The organism is Allobosea sp. 05T438 (assembly GCF_056396025.1).
This window is the reverse complement of record NZ_JBFTKQ010000006.1, coordinates 167973-189164: the sequence shown is the minus strand read 5'-3', so window position 1 is coordinate 189164 and position 21192 is coordinate 167973. Positions and strand designations below refer to the sequence as shown.

Here is a 21192-nt window from a genome sequence, read left to right as displayed (position 1 = left end):
TCCTCTGCCAGGGAAACGTCAGGTCTGTCGGCCAGACCCCGAAACGCTCGGGCTTGGTATCCGCGCGAGCTCTTGTCGCCGGTGTCACGGCGGCAGCGCGGCAGCGGCTTGCTGCTGCGGCGAAGGCCGCTTTTCGGGCAACGGCCTGACGCGCTGGCCGGGGTGCAGCGCCTGGATGCCGGCCGAGACGATCGTTTCGCCGGGCTCCAGTCCCTGGGACAGGATGACCGTGCCCGGATCGAAACGCAGCACATCGACGCTGCGCAGCGAGACGGTCGACTTGGCGGGATCGACGATCCAAACGGCGGGCGAGCGGCCCTGCTGGGTCAGCGCGCTCGCCGGGATCGAAACGATCGCCGCGGTGGTGAGTTCGATGGTGCCGACGACCGTGGAGCCGAGACGCATCGCTTCCGGCGGGTTCCGCAATCCGACCCTGATCGCGAAGGTCCGCGTCACCGGATCGGCCTGCGGCGCGACCTCGCGCACCGAGCCATAGGCCGTCACGGCGGGCGCATCCGCGAGCGCAACGCGGATCCGGGCATCGCTGAGATGGGTGTCGAGCACCGCGGCCGGCACGTTGAACACCGCGTCGCGGTCGTCGTCGCGGGCGATCTGGACGACGACCTGCCCGGGCTGCACAACCTCGCCCGGCTCGATCTGCCGCGCCGTCACGACGCCGTCGACGTCCGTGCGCAGTTCCGTGAAGCCGAGCCGATCCCTGGCCAGTTCGAGCTGCGCCTCGGCATTCTCGAGCCGTGCCTGCGCGGTCTCCTGAGCCCGCTGTGCCTGGTCGAAGCGCGGCCTCGTGGTGAAGCCCTGCGCCATCAGGCGCTCCTGGCGCTCGAAGGTGTTGCGCGCCGTGTCGACTTCGCCGTGCGCCGCTTCCAGTGCCGCCTTGGCTGCGGCCAGCGCATTCTGTTCGAGTGCGGGCTCCAGCCGGGCGATGAGCTGCCCCGCCTTCACCTTGTCGCCGACATTGACTGGGCGCTCGAGAACGCGCCCGCCGATGCGGAAGGCGAGCCCGACATCCTTCTTCGCCTGGATCTCGCCGCTGAGCTGGATGTCGTCGGAGAACTGCCCGGCCTCGACGGTGACGACCCCGACCGGCCTTCCCTCAGCCTGCGGCGCCTTCTCGCTGCCGCAGGAAGCGAGGACCGCGCCCAGCAGCGTGACGGCAGCAACCCGTCCCAGATCCTTCGCCGGCATCCGCCTCGTGATGATCGCGCTCATGACCGGGAGGCTCCCGCACTGGCCGTACGCCTCGCCTTGCCGTTGCGCGCGCTCGCGGCGCCGAACACGGTGACGTAGAGGACGGGGAGAAGGACGAGGGTCAGCACCGTCGCGACCAGCAGGCCGCCCATGATCGCGAAGGCCATCGGCCCCCAGAACACGGTCGGCGCGATCGGGATCATGCCGAGCACCGTCGAGATCGCGGTCAGCACGATCGGACGGAAGCGTGTGCCGGCGGCATCGACCGCAGCTTCGACGACGCCTTTGCCGGCCGCGCGCTCGTCCTCGATCTGCCCGACCAGGATCACCGCGTTCTTGGTGATGATGCCGATCAGGGCGAGGATGCCGAGCAGGGCGACGAAGCCGAGGGGCTTGCCCGAGAGCAGCAGCGCCGCGACGACGCCGATCAGCCCGAGCGGGGCGATGCTGAGCACGATGGCGAACAGCCTGAAGCTCCTGAGCTGGGCCATCAGTACCGTGAACATGATCAGCAGCATCACGGGGATCACGGCGATGACGGAGGCCTGCGACTTGGCGCTCTCCTCGACCGTGCCGCCGACGGTGATGTCGTAGCCGGCCGGCAGCGCCTTCCGGAGTGCGTCCACCGAAGGCTGCAGCGCGCTGACGACGGCATCCGGCAAGGTGCCGGGCGGCACATCGGCCGAGACCGTCAGGTTCGGCACCCGGTCGCGACGCCAGATCAGCGGCGAGTCGAGCCCGTAGCTGAAGCTCACGAACTGGGATACCGGCACAGAGCGGCCGCTCGGCAGCGCGACCTGCATGCTGCGCAGCGTATCCAACGAGGCGCGGTCGGCGTCCTGGGCCCGCACGACGACGTCGACGAGATAAATGGAATCGCGCACCTGGGTGACGACCGTGCCGGAGACCACCGTGTTGACGATCGCGGCGACCGCAGCGGAGCTGAGGCCGAGCCGACGCGCCTCGTCCTGATCGACGCGCAGTCGCAGTTCGCGGGCGGGCTCGACCCAGTCGAAATTGATCTGGAGGGCCTTGGGGTTCGCCGCGACGACCTGGGCGAGCCGCATCGCGATGCTGCGGACTTCGGCGATGTCCGGGCCGCTGACGCGGTACTGGACCGGCCAGCCGACCGGCGGGCCGAGTTCCAGGGGCGAGACGCGCCCGACCACGTTGGGGAAGTCCTTGGCGAGAAGCGACTCCAGCTTCTTCTGCAGCCGCTCGCGCGCCGCCACGTCCTTGGCGACGATCACCGCCTGGCTGAAGAAGTCGTTCGGCAATTGCGCATTCAGCGGCAGGTAGAAGCGGATCGCGCCGCGGCCGACATAGGTGCTCCAGCGCTCGATGTCGGGATCGCCCTTCAGCGAGGCCTCGAAGCGGTTCACGAGGTCCTCGCTCGCATAGRTCGAGGCGTTCTGCGGCAGGGTGAGGTCGACGAGCAGCTCCGGCCGGTCCGAAGCTGGGAAGAACTGCCGCGGCACCAGCGGCAGCGCCAGGACGGCGGCGGCGAACAGCGCGAGCGTCACCGCGATCGTCACCCAGCGCAGCTTGATCGCGCTTGAGAGAAAGCTTCGGAAGCCGCGCTCGACACGCCCCGGCTCCTTCTGCTGTGCAGAGGCGTCGGGTGCCTTCAGCATGGCGACGCCGAGCACGGGCGCAAAGAGGACGGCCACGAACCAGGAGACGACGAGCGCGATCGTCACCACGGCGAAGAGCGAGAAGGTGTATTCGCCGGCCGAGCTCGCGGCGAAGCCGATCGGCACGAAGCCGGCGATCGTCACCAGCGTGCCCGCCAGCATCGCGGTGGCGTATTTCTCGAAGGCGAAGGTCGCCGCCTTCATTTTCTCCTCGCCCGCGGCAAGCCGCGTGACCATGGCGTCGGTCGTGGTCATGGCGTCGTCGACCAGGAGCGCGAGCGCGATGATCAGGGCGCCGAGCGAGATGCGCTGCATGTCGATGCCGGCGACCAGCATGCAGGCGAAGACGATGGCGAGCGTCAGCGGGATCGCGAGCGCCACGACGAGGCCCGGCCGCACGCCGAGGCTGATGAAGCTGACGACGAGGATGATGCCGACCGCCTGCCAGAGCGAGGTCATGAAGTCGTCGATCGCGTGCGAGACGGTCACGGCCTGGTCGGCGACGAGATAGGGCTCGATGCCGAGCGGCAGGCCGGCGGTGACCTCGGCCATCGCCTTCTTGACGTTGTTGCCGAGCGCCAGGATGTCGCCGCCATCGCGCATGGCGATGCCGAGCCCGATCGCATCGCGCCCGTTGACGCGGAACATCGGCGTCGGCGGATCGGCCTGCCCGCGCCTGATCGTCGCGATGTCGGCGAGCCGCACCATGCGGTCGCCCGCCGGGAAGTTGATGTTCAGCAGATCGGCTTCGGATTGGAAGGCGCCGGAGACGCGCACCGAGAACTTCTCGTCCTGCGTCTGCACCTCGCCTGCCGGCCGCACGACGTTCTGCGCCTGCAGCGCCGCGAGCAGCGCCGAACGATCGAGGCCGAGATTGGCGAGTTCCCTGACCGAGAACTCGATGAAGATGCGCTCGTCCTGCGCGCCGATGATCTCGATCTTCGAGACGTCGGGCACCAGCAGCAGCCGCGACCGGATCGTCTCGACTTGATCACGCAAGTCCCGGCTGGTGAAGCCGTCCGAGGTGAAGCCGTAGATGATGCCGAAGGTGTCGCCGAAGCGGTCGTTGAAGAACGGCCCGAGCGTGCCGGCCGGCAGCGTGTGCCGCATGTCGGCGACGAGATTGCGCACCCTGTACCAGGTATCCTGGACCAGGCGCCCGGGCACTTCGCCCTTGAGGTTGACGAAGATCGTCGTCACACCGGGCTTGGTGTAGCTGCGCACGCTGTCGAGGCCGGGCGTCTCCTCGAGCTGCCGCTCGAGGCGCTCGGTCACCTGGCTCAGCGTGTCTTCCATGGTGGCGCCCGGCCAGACCGCGGAGACGACCATCGTCTTGATGACGAAGGCGGGGTCCTCGTTGCGGCCGAGCCGGATGAAGGCGAAGACGCCGGCCGCGACCGCCACGATCATGAGATAGATCACGACCGAGCGGCTCTTCAGCGCCCATTCCGACAGGTTGAATCTCATCGCGACTCCGCTCCAATCAGGCGCACGCGCTGGCCTTCACGCAGAAGTCCGGCACCGGCGGTGACGACGATGTCGCCTATATCCAACCCCTTGGAGATCTTCGCGGCGGCAGGGTCGGAGCTCGCCACGTCGAGCTTGCGCAGCGAGACGGTCAGGTTCTTGGGATCGACCACCCAGACGCCGAGGCCCTGATCGCGTTGCGTCAGAGCCGTCGCCGGGATGGTGATGGCCCCGCCCCCGCCGGCACGGACCGAGCCCGAGACGGCTGCCCCGAGCCGGAAGGCCGGCGACGGATCGGTGAGTCCGACCCTGATCCGGAAGGTCCGGGTCACCGGGTCCGCCTGAGGCGCGATCTCGCGCACGCGGCCGGCCGCTTCGGCGCCGCCCTCCCCGGTCAGCGCGACCCGCACCGGCATGCCGGGCGCCAGCTGCCGCACCCGTTCCGCAGGGATCTCGAAGACGGCGTCCCGTCCGTCGCGTCTTGCCAGCTGGACGATCATCCGACCGGCTGTGACGACTTCGGAGGGCTCGGCCCCGACGCGCGTGACGATACCGGGCGCATCGGCCGTCAGCGTCGTGAAGCCGACGACGTCCTCCGCGGAGCGAACCCGTGCCTGAGCGGCATTGACCTGGGCACGGGCGGCCGTGAGCGCCTGGTTGGCGGCCTCGAAATCCGCCTGCGTGGTGATGTGGCGTTCGAGTAGATGGCTCTGGCGCTGGAACTGGTTGTCCGCCTTCCGCAGATCGCCCTGGGCCGCGGTCAGCGCGGCCTGGGCCGAGCGCAGATCGTTGAGCTCGTTCTCAGGGTCGAGCCGCGCGACAGTCTCTCCCTCCCTGACGCTCGCGCCGACGCCGACCAGCCGCTCCGCCAGGCGTCCGCCGATGCGGAACGCCAGTGCAGCCTGGTCCTGCGGCTCGATATGTCCGGTGAAGGTGAGATCGGGCGCCTGACGCGGCGGTTCGACCGTTACGGTCCGGACGAAGCGCACTGGCGGCGGCGGCGCCTTCTCCTCCCGATTGCAGGAGGCGACGACGAGCGCAATGACGGCCGCGACCGAAGCGCAGCCGAGGCGTGATGAAGCTTCGCTGCGTCTCATGCCCGCTCCGCGGCAGCTTCCCGGTTCCGTGTCGGTTCACCCGGACGCCGTAAGCCTCGCCTCTGCATCGAACTGTTCCTCTGACGGCTGCCGCATTGCGCGTCCGCACGCGCGTTTGCGCCCTGCGAAGCTCTTCGGGACGGTGCTCGGACGCTAGCAACAGCCGAGGGGGCGCGGATTAGCTCAGAATCCCAACTCTGGGCTACTCATCCCATTGTTGGGACGGGTCGCTCTCCCGCTAGGTCAAGCCCAACGGTTCCCGCGCCGCTACACGACGCAGGCCGAGGGCGACCGGCAAGAGCAGGGACAGCCCAACCGCGGCAACCGCGGCCATGACGAGGTAGATCTGCTCTCCCCACGTCTCGTAAAGCCGGCCGCAAAGCGTCGTCAGGACGGCCATGGCGCCGGCCCAGCCGCCCGCGAGCCAGGCCTGCGCACGCGCCTGCATCCTGCCCGGCGCCAGCCTCGCGAGCAGAAAGATGCTGGCGAGATGCGTGGCACCGAAACTCACCCCATGCGTCAATTGGAGAAACATCAGCGTGGAAATGCCCGGATCCTGCGACATCGCTGCCCAGCGCAGGGTCGCAGCGACGGATGCGACGACCAGCAGGCCGGCAGCACTCGAGGCACCGTTCATGCGGTAGCCCAGGAACGAGAACAAGACGACTTCGGACAGGACGCCGAGCGCCCAGAGCCCACCCATCGCCGGTCCGGAAACGCCGGTTGCCTGCCAATGCAGCGTGCCGAAGCCGTAGAACGCCGCGTGGCTCGCCTGCACCAATGCCGCGCCGGCTATTACGCCGACGAGCAGCAGCGGGCGCGCCGTCGGTACCTCGCTGCTTTCTGCATCCCGAGAGGTGTTTGCTTCGGGGGCCATGCAGCTTCCCGCCGCGGCGGCGGTGAGGATGGACGACAGCAGCAGCAATGCGACGACCGAGGAGGTCGAAAACCATTCGAGCGACCAGCCGGCCGCGAGATTGGCGGCAGCGAAGCCGAGCGATCCCCACAGGCGGATGCGCCCATATATCAGCTCCGCCCGCGGTGTTTCGGCAAGACGGCCGAGTGTCATCGCATCGGCCAGTGCGATCAAAGGCCCCTGCGCCAGAGCAATGGCGATGACGACGGCGAGGATCGGCCAGAAGCCGCGCGCGACGGTCAGAAGCCCGGTTCCGGCCGCAACCAGCACTGCGCAGATCGCAAGCGTCGCCGAGATGCGTCCGCTCCGGTCGGCGAGAGCCCCGACCGTCGGATTCGCGATGATCCGTATCAGCAGCGGCGCCGCCAGAACGACGCCGATCGCATCGGCGTCGAGAGCCTGTGCCTGCAGCCAAAGCGGGAAGAACGGGAGATTGACCCCGAGCTCGAAGAACAGAAATGCATAGAGAAACGAAAGCCGTCCGGTGGGCACATCTGCCGCCAGGCCCGCCCTGCGCACCGGCCGAGCAGCGCAATCAGAGCCCCACCGGCCGAAAAGCCGCGTTCTCGCGCGTGATCCAAGCCGCATCGTTCAGCCTTGGGCCGGCTCGTCCCCTTCATCGGCGAGGGAGCGCAGGATCCCGCGCTCTCGCGCCTCGGTCGGGCTGTAGCCGAACTCCCGCCGGAAAGCCCGGCTGAAGGTCGAGTGATCGACAAATCCGACCTCGTTTCCGATGGCGTGGACGGAAAGGGTTTCGCGCTGCGAGCTCAATCGGAGATGCGCCTTGCGCAGGCGTTCCCTGTTGATGAAATGGGCCACCCCGCCGCTGTTCTCAAAGAGCCGGTAGAGTTTCGAGCGGGACATTGCGAGCAGGCGGGCCAGCCGGTCGGGGCCGAACTCCGGCGAGGCCATGTTCTGGCGCACGACGCTGCGCGCCCTGTCGATGAGGACCGAGCCCAGAGGCGCCCTTGCGGCCTCGTGATAGACCGATTGCGGGATGATGCAGGCGGCGACGAGCGCCCTTGTCGGCATCTCGAGGCTCGCGGCATGCTCGGGCGTGACGTGAGGCAGCTGTCGCACCAGGCTGTCGAGATAGCCGATGAGCAGGGGGGCGAAATCCTGGCTCACGGCCAGGTCGTGGGCCCAGTCCAGGCGCTGCTCGTCGGCAGCGGACTGGTCGCGCGGGAGGTAGAGGGTGATGACCTCGCTGTCCTGAGCCCTCCCCTCGAAGGGCAGAGCAAGGGAGCGGAAGCTCAGCTCCTCATGGAGCCGGCCATCGGCCGCAGGCGTTCGCGCCAGCACCACGCACCAATGGTCGAGATAGGATCTGGGGCGATGCCGCCACTGCCTGTCCGGCGCTCCCGCGTAGACGACACGCGTCAGAGCGAGTTCGCCCAGGCGCCATGAGGAGAACTCGGCGGCGAAGCCCGCCGAGGGCTCGCGCGTCGGGAAAAGCTCGATGGTGTTCGAGTGCAAAGTCCGCCAGGCGTCAAACTGATCTCGTGGCTGGAGATCAGTCGTACAAAAGTGCGCTACAGCAAATACGCTGACGTCCGTCCTCACTCCGCCCTGAGAGAAAGCCGGCATCGGACACTCCGATCGTCCTGGATCTTCAAAAATAGGCTAAAATTCTGGCATCGATCAAGTTCCATTGAAATTGACCGAGATCAATAAATGATGACAAGACTAGTATTTATTGATCGGAATTTTAAATTTAAAAGTACCATTCAAATATTGACATCCCGAACACAGCGCGTCAACCCTAGGGCGCCGCTGCGGCATCGAACACCCTGATCGGGGCCGTGACCAGAAGGGTTGCTGCGGAACCGAGCGCCCCCGCCGCAGCCAGGGGGGTGGGAACGTCGAAATCGGTGATCACCTGCCCCTGAAGCAGCCTGCCGCCGATCAGGCGAACGGCATCCGGGCTGGCCGCAAACAGATCATGGTTGATCCTGTCCCCGGCATTGACTGCCGACAGGTCGATCACGGTGATCCCGGACAACCCGGCGAACTGGCTGCGATACTCTTCCTGCGTCGGATCGATGCCGCCGAGCCGGGTCGCGCCGCGCGAAATGAAGCGCGAGAGCTGCAGGGCCCGGTCATGCTGAGCCGTGAACAGGGTGATCTGGGGCCGTTTCGAGCCCATGTCCTCGATCTGGCGCCGGAAGACTCCGACATCGAGGTCGGGCGACGCCAGGATGAGATTGCTGATCTTGCGCGGGACGCCGCCGTCCTTCAGCGCGATCTGCCTGACCGCTTCGACTGCCGGCCAACTCCCCATCGAATGGGCCAGGATCACGATTTCCCGGACGGACGGGGCCGCGGCCGCCACCTCCAGCAGATCCGCCAGATCCGAGCGCGAATAGGAAGCGTTGTCGAAATCGCGGCTGTAGTCGAGCAGATAGCCGCGCGACGGCCAGGAGAACAGCACCGGCGCGGCATCGGCATCGGCGTCGTGCGCCAGCTGCGCGAAGCGGAAGACCGCACGGTCGAAAGGCGTGTTGAACCCGTGGACGAAGACGAAGACGCGCTTCGACCGCCCGCTCGTCGATCGGAACCAGTCGGCGAGCTTGGCTTTCGGCAGCGGCGTCGAGGCGGTCACCACGAAATCCGTGGCCGGGTTGCCGGGAACCGAACGCGGCAGCTGGATCGTGCCGACCTCGCGCTCGCGCGGGATCGAGACGACGATGTTGCTGAACGAAACCCCCTCGCCCCGCTCGCCGCTGAAGAGTATGCCGGGATCGGGCGAAGGCGCGCGCGTCGTCGCCGCCAGCATGTTGACCTTGTCGGTTCCGGGAATCGCAGCGACAGGCTGCAGCAGGCCTTGCGGTGTCGAAGCGCAAGCGCCGAGACCGACGGCGAATGCCAGAAGTGCAAGGCGGGACAGAACGATCCGGCCGATGCGCGAGCAGCGCCCGCACCGAAGCTTGTCGTTCGCCGCGACGCAGGCCCCAGCCCGGCTTGCGCAGCCATTCTCTTTGCCTCGAGCTGGCATCACTTCGACTCTGTCCGTTACCGGTAGGCGGCACTTCGCATGCGCAGCAGACCGTAGGAAACCGCTCCGCCGACGGCAAGCGCAAGCGAGTCCCGCAGCTATGACGGATTCAACTTTGGGACAGGAGGCCCAAAGTTTGGGATTCTCTGCCGATGCCCTCCCCGTACCCGGATTTATGGTTCGCGTTCGAGACTCGGAGTCTTGTCGGCGCCTGGATCATCAGGTCGTGCGCGCCTGCCGCAGATCTGGCGCCTAAGACTTTGGCTCAAGGGGGATAAGAGCGATGACGACCGACGCCGCTGCGCCGAAGACGACCATGCAGAGGTTCCTCGACACTGTCGAGAAGGTGGGGAACATGGTTCCTCACCCCGTCGTCATCTTCCTGATCCTCATCGGCATCGTCATCGTGCTGTCGGCCGTGCTCGGACTCTTCGGCACCGCCGTCACCTTCGAGCGGATCAATCCCGACACGCACAAGATCGAGACGGCGAGCACGGCGATCCAGAGCCTGCTGACGATCGACGGCATCCGCTTCATGTATTCGTCGCTGATCCCGAACTTCATGAGCTTCACCGCGGTGGGCCTCATGATCGTCGCGATGATCGGCGCCGGCGTCGCCGAGGAATCCGGGCTCGTCACCGCCCTGATCCGCAAACTGGTGATCGTCTCGCCGCACTGGGCGCTGACCTATATCCTGGCCTTCGTCGGCATTATCGCCAGCATCGCGGCCGATGCGGGCTATCTCGTGCTGATCCCGCTTGCCGGCATTGCCTATCTCGCCGTCGGGCGCCATCCGGTCGCAGGTCTGGCGCTGGGCTTCGCGGCGGTCGCCGGCGCCTTCACCGTCAACATGCTGATCAAGCCGCTCGATGCGGTTCTGGTCGAGTTCACCAACGATGCCGCCCGCCTCGTCGACCCCAACCGCACGATCGGCCTCGCCTCCAATCTCTGGTTCTCGATCGCCTCGGTGCTGTTCCTGACCGTGATCATCGCGTTCATCACCGACAAGATGATTTCGCCGCGCCTCGGCACCTACGATCCGAAGCTGGCGGCCGAGGGAACGGTCACCGAACAAGGCGCCGTGCTGTCCGAGGCGGAGTCGCGCGGCCTGCGCTTCGCCGGGTTCGGCCTGCTGGCGCTGATCGCGGTGTTCTGTCTTCTGACGCTCCCCGCGGGCGCGCCCCTGCGCAACCCGACGACCGGTGAGCTGATCGGCAACTCGCCCTTCATGAACGGCCTGATCGCGCTGATCATGCTGATGTTCCTGGTCACCGGCTGGACCTACGGCATCGGTGCCGGCACGCTGAAGACGCTGTCGGAGGTCATCGCCGCGATCGAGAAATCGATCAAAAGCATGGGCGGCACGATCTTCCTGTTCTTCGTGCTCAGCCAGTTCGTCGCCTACTTCACCTACACCAATATCGGCACGGTCATGGCGCTGAGCCTTTCGGGCGCGCTCCAGGCCGCCAATATCGGCGCCCTGCCGCTGTTGCTCGGCTTCATCGTGGTGGTCGCGATCATCGACCTCCTGCTGACGGGCGCGATCGCGAAATGGGCGATCTTCGCTCCCGTCTTCGTGCCCTTGCTGATGAAGCTCGGCGTCGAGCCGGAAGCCGTGCTCGCGGCCTATCGCATCGGTGATTCGCCGATGAACGCGATCACCCCGCTCAACGCCTATTTCGCCCTCGTGGTCGGCTTCATCCAGAGATACGACCGGAATGCCGGCGTCGGCACGGTGGTCTCGCTGATGCTGCCCTATGTCGTGTGGATGTTCGTGCTGTGGACCGCGCTCTTCGCCGTCTGGAAGATGCTCGGCCTGCCCTGGGGCCTGTGAGTTTCCCACGACCCTCCCGTCGCCAATCCAACCCGTTCGGATGCAGATCATGACGACACCCTCCATTCCGCTCGACGTCGAAGCCGCCATCGCGCATCTCATGCGCTTCCTCTCGGTCGAGGGCGTCACCGGCAAGGAAGCCAATATCGGCGCCGCCGTCAGCGACGCGCTGAAGGCCGTCGGCGTCCCTGCCTCGGCCATCCGTTTCGACGATGCCAACAAGCGCATCCCGCTGCCGACCGAGACGGGCAACCTCATCGTCGACCTGCCCGGCACCAAGGCCGGCCCGCGGCTGCTGTTCTCGACCCACCTCGACACCGTGCCGCTCTGCGCCGGCGCCAAGCCGAAGCGCGAGGGGGACCGCATCGTCTCCGACGGCACCACGGCGCTCGGCGGCGATGCCCGCACCGGCGTGGCGCTGCTCGTCGTGCTCGCGGAGACGCTGATCAAGAATAAATTGCCCCACCCGCCGATCACGCTGCTGTTCACGGTGCGTGAGGAAAGCGGCCTGCATGGCGCGCGCGAGCTTAACCCGAAGGATCTCGGCGGCGCCGCGATGTGCATCAACGTCGATGGCCAGCTCGCCTCCGAGCTGCTGATCGGCGCTGTCGGCCAGGAGAACTGGGAAGTCGAGATCACCGGCAAGGCGTCCCATGCCGGCGTTGCCCCCGAGAAGGGCATATCGGCGACTCTCGTCGGCTCCATCGCCATTGCTGAGGCCCGCCGCGAAGGCTGGTTCGGCAAGATCGTCAAGCCGGACGGCCGCGGCACCAGCAATGTCGGCATCTTCGGCGGCAAGGGCGGCACGGTCGCCGCCGGCGACGCGACCAACGTCGTCACCGACTATGCCTATATCCGCGGCGAGGCGCGCAGCCCCGAGGCGGCCTTCGCGACCAAGATCGCAGAGGCCTTCAAGGCCGCTTTCGCCAAGGCGCAGGCCGAGGTCAAGGACGATGGCGGCGAAACGGCGAAGGTGACCTTCACCCACAAGCCGGCCTATCCGCCCTTCGAGCTTGCCAAAGATTCGCCGGTGGTGAAGCGCGCGGCCAAGGCTCTCGGCATGCTCGGGATCGAGCCGAACTACCTGTTCTCGAATGGCGGCCTCGATGCGAACTGGCTCGACAAGCACGGCGTCCCGACGATCACGATCGGGGCCGGCCAGGCCGAGATCCATACGATCAAGGAATATGTGAATCTGGCCGAGTACGAAAAGGGCTGCCGCCTCGGCATCCTGATGGCGACGCTCGAAGACTGAGACCCTTCAAACGGGTCTGCTACCGAACGGGACCCACAAGGAGCTGATGCGTGAGTCCGATCGCCTATACCGGCATCATCATCGCGATTGCCGTCGTCCTGTTCATCACGAACAAGGTGCCTGTCGTGCTCGTCGCGATAGGCACGGCGCTCGGCCTGTGGGCGACCGGCGTGCTGACCCTGCCGCAGGCGCTCAGCGGCTTCGGCGACCCGGCCGTCATCTTCATCGCCTCGCTCTTCGTGGTCAGCTCCGGCCTCGAGGTCACGGGCGTCACCGCCTGGGCGGGCCAGCTCCTGATCAAGGGCGCGGGTGAGGAAAGCCGGACGCGGCTTCTGCTGCTGATGATGGGGCTGGTGGCGCTTCTGGTCGCGCTGATCAGCCTCAACGGTGCGGTCGCAGCGCTGCTGCCGGTCGTGGTCGTCATCGCCGTCAGGCTCAAGCGCAACTCCTCGCAGCTCCTGATGCCGCTGGTCTTCGCCGGCCATGCCGGCTCCATGCTCGCCCTGACGGGAACGCCAGTGAACGTGCTGGTTTCCGAGGCCGGGCTTGACGCCGGCGTGGGCGGCTTCGGCTTCTTCGAGTTCGCGCTGGCCGGCGTTCCGCTTCTGGCCGGCACCATGGCGATCATCATCCTGTTCGGCGAGCGCCTGCTGCCCCAGCGCAACGGCGCGACGATGCCGGCCGATTTCAGCCGTCACGCCAAGACGCTGGTCGAGCAGTACGGCCTGGCGAGCGGCATCCACCAGCTGCGCGTTCGCACCACCTGCCCCTATGTCGGGGCGCCGTCCAGCGCGGTTGCGCTGGACGAATGGCCGGGTCTCCAGCTCGTGGCGATCCAGGACGGGGATACGGCCGGGCCGCTGCGCCGCACGACGATCGCCGAGGGCGACCATCTGCTGCTGCGCGGCGATGCCGAGGCCGCTGCCAGTTTCGCGGCGCAGATGCATCTCGCCTTCCGCGAGGAACGCGCGAGCGACAGTGAAGAGACCCTGTTCAACCGCCGCTCGGGCTTGGCCGAGGTCGTGATCCCGCCACGCTCCGGCCTGATTGGCCAGACCGTGTTTCCGGGCATGGTCACCGAGAGCGGCGACCTGATCATCCTCGCCGTCCAGCGTGGTGCGGGCGAGGATCCGAGCGGCGGCGCGGCCAAGGCCGCGGGCGTCGTGCTGCAAGCCGGCGACACCATGCTGCTGCAGGGCACCTGGAAGGCGCTCGATACGCATCTCGACGATCCCGACGTCCTCGTCGTCAGCTCGCCGGAACTGGTGCGGCGCCAGGCCGTCCCGATGGGACCGGGCGCCAAGCAGGCGATCATCATCCTGTTCGCAATGGTGCTGATGCTCGCGACGGGCGTCGTTCCCTCCGCCGTGGCGGGCCTGCTTGCAGCCGGCGCCATCGTTCTCTGCGGGATCATGACCGTCGAACAGTCCTACCGCGCGATCAGCTGGACCACCGTGATCCTGGTGGGCGCGATGATGCCGCTCTCGACCGCGATGATCGAGACGGGCGCAGCGAAGATGATGGCCGACCATCTGGTCGCCCTGGTCGGCGATGCCGGGCCGACAGCGCTGCTCGCGGGGCTGTTCGTGCTGACCGCGGTCCTGGGCCAGCTCATCAGCAACACCGCGACGGCGCTCATCGTGATCCCGATCGGCGTCGCCGCCGCGGCAAGCATGGGCATTTCGCCTCGGCCGGTGCTGATGAGCACCGCCGTCGCTGCAGCCGGGGCCTTCCTGACGCCCATCGCCACTCCGACCAATCTGATGGTGATGGGCCCGGGCGGCTACGTCTTCAGCGACTACTGGAAACTCGGGCTGCCGCTCCTGATCTGGTTCTTCATCGTCGCAGTTTTCATCGTGCCGTTGATCTGGCGCTTCTGAAGGAGAAAAACGATGCGTTGGAAGTTTGCTGTACTTGCCATTGGCTTGGCGCTTGCGGGCTGCAATACCAACTCGGCCGATCAGCGGACGCTGGGTGGCGGGCTCATCGGCGCCGGCACTGGCGCCGTGATCGGCGGCATTGCGGGCGGCGGTCGCGGCGCGGCGATCGGTGCCGCCGTCGGCGGTGTGACGGGCGCCGTGATCGGACGTGCGACCACCCCGAACAACTGCATCTACCAGGACCGCTACGGACGCACCTTCGAAGCGCGCTGCCCCTGATAGGGCCTTCAGGTTCAGCGATTTCAGTCGCGCGGCCTTCCGCCGGCGCGGTTGAAATCGTGTCGCCGCGCACGATTGGCGGATCATCCCGATGCGTGTCGGTGGAGGCGCGGAGTTGCACTGCGCCAAATGCAGAAACGCCTGCCTTAAGGGAATCTCATGCGCATCGCCTCGACGATCAGTAGGAGATCATTGCTCTCCTGCATTCTTGGAGGGTTCGGATGCGCCGCGATGGGCACCACGACCAGCGCAACAGCTGCCCCGGCAGGGGACGATCAGCCCATCGGGGAAGAGATGGCGCGCGCGCTGGATGAGGCCGATGTCGCCTTCAGCCAGCGGCCGCAACTATACTACAATCGCCAGCGGCAGCACGGACAGCCGCCGCGGCAGCGCCGCCAACGCAGGCGTCCGCCGCATTGGCGCCATCGCTGACGACGGCGAAGCGCCCGCTGGACGCAGGACCAGCCGCTGAGCGGGAGGCTCTCGGCCAGCCTCCCGGATATGCAAGAAAATGGCGTCATCGGGCGCCCGAATTCGGTCGCGCGCCGACCTGGAGCGGATTCACCGATCAGGTTGAATCAACCTGATCGGTGAATCCGCTCTCACTTTTGGAAAGATACGGCTTTAGCGATCGGCTCGCGGTGCAAGCTGATCGGAACGGGCCCTAGAACGGGATATCGTCGTCGAGATGGGTCGACGAGGAACGGCCGCCACCGCCGCCGCCACCACCGCCCGACATGGCCGGCTGGCGCGAACCGCCGCCACCGCCACCGCCCATCGCGCCGGAGCGGCCGAAGGAGCCGCCGCCGCCCGAACGATCGTCCATGTAGCCGCCGCCACCGCCGCCTTCGCCGTACTCATCCGAGCCGCCCTGGCGGCTGTCGAGGATGGTGAGCTCGCCGCGGAAGCGCTGCAGCACGATCTCGGTGGTGTATTTCTCGACGCCGGACTGGTCCTGCCACTTGCGGGTCTGGAGCTGGCCCTCGATGTAAACCTTCGAACCCTTCTTCAGGTACTGCTCGGCAACCTTCGCCAGGTTCTCGTTGAAGATCACGACCGAGTGCCACTCGGTGCGCTCCTTGCGCTCGCCGCTCTGCTTGTCGCGCCATGTCTCGGAGGTGGCGATGCGCAGATTGACGACAGGCTCGCCGCTGCCGAGGCGGCGCACTTCGGGATCGCGCCCGAGATTGCCGACCAGAATGACCTTGTTGACGCTACCAGCCATGACAGGCTCCATTTCCTGCGCACTTCACACAAACCGGCCGCTCGACCGGAGCCGAACCCTATCGGCCGATTAAGGCATTATCAATGATGTTCTCGTTTTGTTCGAGTGGTTTTCCCCTGTCGAATCACACCGCCAGGCGGTCGCCGCAGACGAACTGCCGGAAGGCTACGGCAGGTCGCCTTCCAGCCTGACGCCGAGCGAAGCCAGCGCCCGCCAATAACCCGGATAGGTCTTGCCGACGCAGGCGGGGTCCAGGATGGTGATGCCGTTGAGCTTGAGGCCCGCCAGCGCGAAGCTCATTGCGATGCGGTGATCGGCATGGCTGTCGATCCGCGCGGGAAGGGTCTGCCCGGCGAGGGCCGGATCGGACGCGACCAGAAGATCGTCCCCCTCCTCCCGGCCGAGGCCCGGCCGGATGCGCGACAACCCCTGCGCCAGCGCCGCCACCCGGTCGCATTCCTTGACCCGCAGATTGGCGATCCCGACGAAGCGAACCGGCCGCTGGTTGAAGGCCGCGAGCACGGCGAGAGTGGGAATCGCATCCTGCATCTGCGAGCCGTCGATGACGGCCGGCAGGTGCGGGAAGCTGGCGATGATCTTGTGCGCGGCCGCGTCGGGCTGGGTGAAGGCCGAGGGGGCGACGCCGAGATCGATGGCACCGCCGGTCAGCACCTCGGCCGCCCAGAGATAGGTGGCGGCGGACGCATCGGGTTCGATCAGGAAGTCGGCAGCCTTATAGCCGGTCGGTTCCACCCGCCATGTCGCCGGATCCGGCTGCGAAACTATCGCCCCGAAGGCCTTCATCACCGCCAGCGTCAGATCGATATAGCCGCGCGCGCCGATTTCCTTGCCGGTCAAGGCGATCTCGACCGGGCCACGCCCGCAGGCCGCCGCCATCAGCAGCGCGGACACGTACTGGCTGGACAAGCCGCCATCGATCTCCACGCGCCCGGCAGGGAAGCTCCCCTGCCCCTGGACCGTAACCGGGGGGCAACCGCTCGGAGCCGTCACCGCCACGTCCAATGTCCGCAGCGCCTCGACCAGCGGCGCGATCGGGCGCTTGCGCATGTGCTCGTCGCCGTCGACGATCACGGTGCCGTCGACCAGCGCGGCGGCTGCGGTCAGGAAGCGTGTCGCGGTACCGGCGTTGCCGAGGAAGAGCGGCTCGGCGGGCGGTTGCAACCGGCCCGTTCCCGAGACGACGAAGGTGGTCTCATCGGGCTCGTCGACCGTGACGCCCATCGCGCGGACCGCCTGCGCCATGTAGCGGGTGTCGTCGCTCTTCAGGGCGCCGGTGAGCCGGCTGGTGCCGCCGGCCAGCGCCGCAACGAGCAAGGCGCGGTTGGTGATCGATTTCGAGCCGGGGGGCTCCACCCGGCCCCGCAGCGGCGCGCCAGGCGGAACGATCGTCAGTGCGACCGTCGCATTCATGGTCCGTAACCTTCGCCCGTTTCAAAGCCTGCGCCGAAACGGCGCGCGCAAGCTCATAGCGTGGCCGGCTTGGTTTGTCGCGGACGAAGCGGCGAGCGACCCCGCGCTCCGCCCCAAAATCAGCCGTCCCGCCGGTGCGACACGAGGACGGCCTGCGCCATCCGGTCCAGCAACACGGCGAGCAGGACGATGCCGAGCCCGCCGACGAAGCCGAGGCCGGGATCGGCCCGCTGCAGGCCGAGCAGGACGATCTCTCCGAGTCCCTTGGCGCCGATCATCGAAGCGACCACGACCATGGCGAGCGCCATCATGATCGCCTGGTTCAGCCCCTGCAGGATGGTGAGCCGCGCGAGCGGCAGCTCGATCAGCCAGAAGGTCTGCCGTGGCTTCAGGCCCAGCGCCCGCGAGGCCTCGATGAAACCGGGATCGACGCCGCGCAGGCCAAGTTCCGTCAGCCGCGCGAAGGGCGGCAGCGCATAGATCAGCGTCGCGACCAGTGCCGGCGCACGCCCAAGGCCGAGCACCATCGCCACCGGGATCAGATAGACGAAGCTCGGGATGGTCTGCATCAGGTCGTAGAGCGGCGCGAGCGCCCGGCCGAGGTGCGGCAGCCGCGCCGCCGCGACGCCCAGCGGCAATCCGAGCAGCACGACGAACAGCACGGCGACCGCGACCAGGGCAAGCGACTGCATCGCCTCGCCCCAGACGCCGAGCCCGGCCAGAGCCACCGGCAGGGCCGCCATCGCCAGCGCAAAGCCGATCCGCCGCGTCGCAAGCCAGGCGCCGGCTGCGACCGCCAGGACGAAAGCCGGAACCGGAATGTGCTGGAGCGCCGTCTCGACCAGCCGGACCGGGGCGGTCAGCGTCGCACCGAGGCCGTCGAGCTTGTCGCCATAGCCGGTGACGACGGCATCGACCCCGCGGTTGACGGCGGCCTGCAGCGCCTTGCCGAACTCCGGCACCAAAGCGGTCGTCACAGGCTCGACGCGACCTTCGTGGCGATATCGGCCGGCAGCCATTTGCGCCAGATGTCAGGCTGCGTCTTGAGGAAGACCACGGCCTGCTGCTCGGGCGTGACGCCCTTCTCGCGCGCCTCGGCGAGCATCTTCGAGGTCATGTCGCTGGTCGTGCCGTAGCTCTTCAGGAAGCTCGCCAGCTGGGGCGCCTTCCTGGCGAGGTCGACATTGGCGCCGATCACCACCTTGCTCGTCGGATAGGCGGTGGCGCGCTTGGGGGTGTCGCTCGCCTTCAGCTCCGCCCAAACAACCGGGTCGAACGGCGGCTCCTCGAGCTTGACGAGGTCATAGGCGCCCAGCAGCCAGCTCGGCCCCCAGTAGTAGAACAGCACCGGACGCTTGCGCTTGAGCGCGCCCTCGATCGCAGCGACCAGTGCCTCGCCCGAGCCGCCCCGCGTATTGGTGAAATCCCCGGCGAGCCCGTAGACCGCGAGCTTCTTGGTGTTGATGCCCTCGCAGACCCAGCCGGCGACGCAGTTATAGAAGCGCCCCTTCCCCGGCTCCTCGGGATCGGCGAACAGGTCCTTGTAGCGCTTGAGATCCTCAGCGGACTTCAGGTCGGGCGCCTTGGCGTCCGGCCCGGAGACCAGATAGCGCGGCACGAACCAGCCCTCGTTGGCATCCGGGAAGGCGGTGCCCAGCGGTTCGACCTTGCCCGCCTCGGCCGCCTTGACCCAGGCCTCGACCGGGTTGGCCATCCAGATTTCCATGACGATGTCGACATCGCCGCGCGCCAGCCCGTTGACCAGAGGCGCGATGGCGCCGGGTACGCGCTCGACCTTGCAGCCGAAGCCGCGCTCGGCGATCGCGCTGGCGACGGCGGTGTGGAAGGCGGCTGAATCGTAGTCGAGGCCCGCCATCTTCAACGGGCGGTCGAGCTCGCAGGCCATGGCCGGGGCGCCGAGCCCGAGGCCGATGGCAAGCGTTGCGGCTCCAAGAAAGGCTTTCATCGTCATCGCTCCCCCGCTTGACCATGACAGAAGCCGCCGGGGCCGATCGCGCAGGCGGTTCGCGCTGTAACGCGGAGCCCGGCGAATTGATCCGTTCTCCCGGCCTCTTTGTGGGGAGCATCGCTCAAGTGGAGCGGCGAAACCACACCCTACCCTGTCAGCTCCCGTCAGGACCATGCGCGTGACGGCGGCGAAGCGCAGCTGCGACGAGAAACGAGCGACGTGGCGGGGCAGTCCGTTGGCGCCCCGACGCGGGCGATACGAAGTTCCGCTCCCCAGCAGCCGGAGAATCGTGATCGCATCGGCAGGGGACATGATCTAGTTTCACGAAACATGACCCCGCGCCTGCTCCAGACTTTCCTCGCTGTCGCGCGCTGTCGGACGGCTACGCGGGCGGCCAGCGAGCTCAACCTTGCCCAATCCAGCGTGAGCGACCAGATCCAGATCCTCGAGGACACTCTGGGAGCGAGCCTGTTCCTGCGTTCCAAGCAGGGCTTTCGTCTGACGGCCGCCGGAGAGGCGCTGGTGCCTTATGCCCAGGAAATCCTGACGACGATGGATGACGCACAGGCCGCGGTGAAGATCGCGAGCCTCTCGGGTGACCGGTCACTTGTCATAGGTGCGCTCGAAACCGTTGCGGCGGAGGTTCTGCCGGCGCTGCTCGCCGACCTCCGACAGAACCAGCCCGAGCTTCGTATGCGCATCGAGGTGGCGGGCAGCGATCACCTGCTGCAGCGCCTTCTCGACGGCTCGAACGACATCGCCTTTTTGTTCCGCAGGGGCGCTCTGGACGAAAGGCTCGCTCGGCGGGAATTTGCTCGGGAGCCTCTGGTCATGATCGGGCCGCCGGCTGTCGGAAGCGCCTTCGCGCCTCCTTCAGATCCGGTTGCCCTCGCCGCCGAGCCGTTCATTACGACCGAGCCCGGCTGCGTCTACCGGCATCTGTTCGATCAGGCCTGGCGCCGGGCCGGCCTGGCGCCGCCAAGGCCGTTCGCGGAGGTCGGCAGCATCGAGGCAATCGTGCGTCTCGTTGCGGCTGGCAGCGGCTATGCCCTGGTGCCTCGGCTCGCCGCGAGGGAAGCGCTCGCGCGCAGTGCCGTCGCCGCGATCCCATCGCCTGGGTTCGAACTCGTGGCGACGCTCGACATGGTATGGCGTCGCCGACGCGTTCAGTCGCCTGGCCTCACGCTCCTCCTGGCCCGGACGGGACGAGCGCGGCGTGCTCTCAAACAAGGCGATGACCGCCCTCGACGTGAAGAACGGTGCCCGTCGTGAACCCGTTGCCGATGAGGAAGGCTACGGCATCGGCTATGTCTTCCGGCTGACCGACGCGGCCGACCGGCAGGCGTTCCGCCATTCCGGCGAGAACCTCCGCCTTCCGCTCGCCCGCCACCGCCTGCCATATCGGCGTGTCGACCCAGCCCGGTGATACTGCGTTCACACGGATCGGAGCCAGTTCGACGGCCAGGGCCCGGACGAGGCCTTCAAGTGCCGCGTTTATGGTTGCGACCACCGTTCCCCGCGCCATCGGCCGGTAGGCCGCTATGCCGGATGTGAAGGTCAGCGATCCCCCGGCGGCGAGCCTCGGGCTGCCGTGCTTGGCGAGCAGGATCGGGCCAACGATCTTGCTGTCGATGGCGCGCCGGGCCGCGTCGAGATCGAGCGCAGGCAGCAGTTCGTAAGCGCCCGTAAAGTCGGCAGCCGTGCAGACGATGTGATCGAAAAGGTCCCCGTCCGCAAACAGGGCCTGCACTTCGCCTTCGGACGTGATGTCGGCTGCGAATGTCGTGAGCAGCGGCGAAGCCCCGAGATCATCGTGCGCGCGCCGAAGCCGGGAAGGGTTCCGGCCGACGATCGTCACATGGTCTCCGGCCCGTATCAGCCGCCGCGCAAGGGCGAAGCCCATGCCCGAGCTCCCCCCGGCGATGAGGATGCGGCGCGGGCCCGTTCTGTGGTCGGTCATCTCGATCTCCATTTCCGATCTGCCGACTGTGTTCGAGCTTT

The 21192-nt window shown here is 67.3% G+C and carries 16 protein-coding genes; 5 read left to right on the top strand and 11 right to left on the bottom strand.

From position 1 onward, the window contains the following. Positions 1 to 84: 84 nt before the first annotated feature. The 6 genes from AC1DIN_RS15075 to AC1DIN_RS15050 form a co-directional block, all read right to left on the bottom strand. A complete protein-coding gene (locus AC1DIN_RS15075) occupies positions 85 to 1230 on the bottom strand; it encodes an efflux RND transporter periplasmic adaptor subunit (protein ID WP_476810352.1) in 1146 nt (381 codons plus the stop codon). Next, positions 1227 to 4310, bottom strand: a complete 3084-nt coding sequence (locus tag AC1DIN_RS15070; protein WP_476810351.1) for an efflux RND transporter permease subunit — start codon at positions 4308 to 4310, stop codon at positions 1227 to 1229. Before AC1DIN_RS15070 ends, AC1DIN_RS15075 begins: the two co-directional genes overlap by 4 nt. After that, on the bottom strand, positions 4307 to 5407 hold the full coding sequence (locus tag AC1DIN_RS15065) for an efflux RND transporter periplasmic adaptor subunit (protein ID WP_441470988.1): 1101 nt from the start codon (positions 5405 to 5407) through the stop codon (positions 4307 to 4309). The genes AC1DIN_RS15070 and AC1DIN_RS15065 overlap by 4 nt, the downstream gene beginning before the upstream one ends. A 238-nt stretch (positions 5408 to 5645) precedes the next feature. Then, positions 5646 to 6815 carry an MFS transporter gene (locus tag AC1DIN_RS15060; RefSeq protein ID WP_441470987.1) on the bottom strand — a complete coding sequence of 390 codons (1170 nt, stop codon included), beginning with the start codon at positions 6813 to 6815 and terminating at the stop codon, positions 5646 to 5648. A gap of 99 nt (positions 6816 to 6914) precedes the next feature. After that, on the bottom strand, positions 6915 to 7799 hold the full coding sequence (locus AC1DIN_RS15055) for a helix-turn-helix transcriptional regulator (protein WP_441470986.1): 885 nt from the start codon (positions 7797 to 7799) through the stop codon (positions 6915 to 6917). Between the two features lie 286 nt (positions 7800 to 8085). Further along, positions 8086 to 9318: an alpha/beta hydrolase gene (locus AC1DIN_RS15050; protein WP_476810350.1), complete on the bottom strand. Its 1233-nt coding sequence runs from the start codon at positions 9316 to 9318 to the stop codon at positions 8086 to 8088. A 283-nt stretch (positions 9319 to 9601) separates the two neighbouring features. Between AC1DIN_RS15050 and AC1DIN_RS15045 the strand changes: the two genes are divergently transcribed. Genes AC1DIN_RS15045 through AC1DIN_RS15030 form a run of 4 tightly spaced genes read left to right on the top strand, consistent with a single transcriptional unit; the run spans position 9602 to position 14566 of the window. Continuing rightward, positions 9602 to 11152 (top strand): AbgT family transporter, encoded by a 1551-nt coding sequence (locus AC1DIN_RS15045; RefSeq protein ID WP_441470984.1) that lies wholly within the window; start codon positions 9602 to 9604, stop codon positions 11150 to 11152. Between the two features lie 49 nt (positions 11153 to 11201). Next, positions 11202 to 12407: a M20/M25/M40 family metallo-hydrolase gene (locus AC1DIN_RS15040; RefSeq protein ID WP_441470983.1), complete on the top strand. Its 1206-nt coding sequence runs from the start codon at positions 11202 to 11204 to the stop codon at positions 12405 to 12407. 50 nt (positions 12408 to 12457) lie between these two features. Then, positions 12458 to 14287: an SLC13 family permease gene (locus tag AC1DIN_RS15035; protein ID WP_441470982.1), complete on the top strand. Its 1830-nt coding sequence runs from the start codon at positions 12458 to 12460 to the stop codon at positions 14285 to 14287. Between the two features lie 12 nt (positions 14288 to 14299). Continuing rightward, positions 14300 to 14566, top strand: a complete 267-nt coding sequence (locus AC1DIN_RS15030) for a YMGG-like glycine zipper-containing protein (RefSeq protein ID WP_441470981.1) — start codon at positions 14300 to 14302, stop codon at positions 14564 to 14566. Between the two features lie 664 nt (positions 14567 to 15230). Here the strand turns inward: AC1DIN_RS15030 and ssb are convergent. The 4 genes from ssb to AC1DIN_RS15010 all read right to left on the bottom strand — a co-directional run bounded on the left by ssb (position 15231) and on the right by AC1DIN_RS15010 (position 19188). After that, positions 15231 to 15791: a single-stranded DNA-binding protein gene (gene ssb, locus AC1DIN_RS15025; protein ID WP_441470979.1), complete on the bottom strand. Its 561-nt coding sequence runs from the start codon at positions 15789 to 15791 to the stop codon at positions 15231 to 15233. Between the two features lie 165 nt (positions 15792 to 15956). Further along, a complete protein-coding gene (locus tag AC1DIN_RS15020; RefSeq protein WP_476810349.1) occupies positions 15957 to 17222 on the bottom strand; it encodes a 3-phosphoshikimate 1-carboxyvinyltransferase in 1266 nt (421 codons plus the stop codon). 119 nt (positions 17223 to 17341) lie between these two features. Next, positions 17342 to 18199 carry an ABC transporter permease gene (locus AC1DIN_RS15015; protein ID WP_476810348.1) on the bottom strand — a complete coding sequence of 286 codons (858 nt, stop codon included), beginning with the start codon at positions 18197 to 18199 and terminating at the stop codon, positions 17342 to 17344. Further along, entirely contained in the window at positions 18196 to 19188 is a 993-nt protein-coding gene (locus AC1DIN_RS15010; protein ID WP_476810347.1) for an ABC transporter substrate-binding protein, read from the bottom strand. The genes AC1DIN_RS15015 and AC1DIN_RS15010 overlap by 4 nt, the downstream gene beginning before the upstream one ends. Positions 19189 to 19521: 333 nt before the next feature. On the opposite strand from AC1DIN_RS15010, the gene AC1DIN_RS15005 reads away from it, so the two are divergent. Further along, positions 19522 to 20463: a LysR family transcriptional regulator gene (locus tag AC1DIN_RS15005; RefSeq protein ID WP_476810346.1), complete on the top strand. Its 942-nt coding sequence runs from the start codon at positions 19522 to 19524 to the stop codon at positions 20461 to 20463. Here AC1DIN_RS15005 and AC1DIN_RS15000 read toward each other — a convergent pair. Continuing rightward, positions 20414 to 21151: an SDR family oxidoreductase gene (locus tag AC1DIN_RS15000; protein WP_476765348.1), complete on the bottom strand. Its 738-nt coding sequence runs from the start codon at positions 21149 to 21151 to the stop codon at positions 20414 to 20416. The genes AC1DIN_RS15005 and AC1DIN_RS15000 overlap by 50 nt on opposite strands. Between the last annotated feature and the right edge of the window lie 41 nt (positions 21152 to 21192).